Raw genomic sequence first — 244 nt, forward strand, 5'->3', positions numbered from 1 at the left:
GGGGGCCGCATCTTCATTGTCGAAGGCGTAGTAGACGGCGCTGATGCCGTTCATCACCAGGGCGCACAGGCACATGGGGCAGGGGTGGCCGCTGGCGTAGACCACGGCGCCCTTGAGCGGCCCATGTTGGCTGGCTGTGCGCAGCGCCTCCAGCTCGGCGTGGCGGGTGGGATCCCCCGCTTCCAGCATGCGGTTGACGGCGCTCGCCACCAACTGATTGTCTCGCACCAGCAGGGCGGCGAAG

General features: G+C 68.4%; 1 protein-coding gene. It reads right to left on the minus strand.

Annotation, left to right across the window (positions count from 1 at the left end):
- Positions 1-244 (minus strand): nucleoside deaminase (locus tag BN1127_RS20140; protein WP_042650632.1); only part of this gene is annotated, 244 nt, incomplete at both ends.

This window comes from Aeromonas media (assembly GCF_000819985.1).
Taxonomy (GTDB): Bacteria; Pseudomonadota; Gammaproteobacteria; order Enterobacterales; family Aeromonadaceae; genus Aeromonas; species Aeromonas media.